This is a genomic window from Gilvimarinus sp. 1_MG-2023 (genome assembly GCF_030548285.1).
Map to the genome: position 1 here is coordinate 1 of NZ_JAUOSC010000413.1, position 355 is coordinate 355.

Annotated in this window: 1 protein-coding gene; it reads left to right on the plus strand. The window is 61.1% G+C overall.

Annotation, left to right across the window (positions count from 1 at the left end; genetic code table 11):
* On the plus strand, positions 1 to 355 hold a 355-nt coding region (locus tag Q4563_RS17415), incomplete at both ends, for a flavoprotein (protein WP_303605395.1).

A 355-nucleotide genomic window follows, 5' to 3' on the forward strand; every position in this document is an offset into this window, starting at 1 on the left:
CGGTATCAGCGGCGGCATTGCTGCCTACAAATCCGCCGAACTGGTACGCACTCTGACCAAGGCCGGTGCCACTGTTCGAGTCATTATGACCGCTGGTGCGATGGAATTTATCACCCCGCTGACGCTGCAGGCCCTCTCCGGTAATCCGGTGCACCACGCCTTGCTGGATGAGACTGCCGAAGCCGGTATGGGTCACATCGAACTGGCACGCTGGGCTGATACCATCCTGATTGCACCGGCCAGTGCCGACCTGATTGCCCGCCTTGCCGCCGGTATGGGGGATGACTTGCTGACCACCGTCTGTCTGGCCAGCTCAGCACCGCTCTGCCTGGCACCGGCGATGAATCAGCAAATG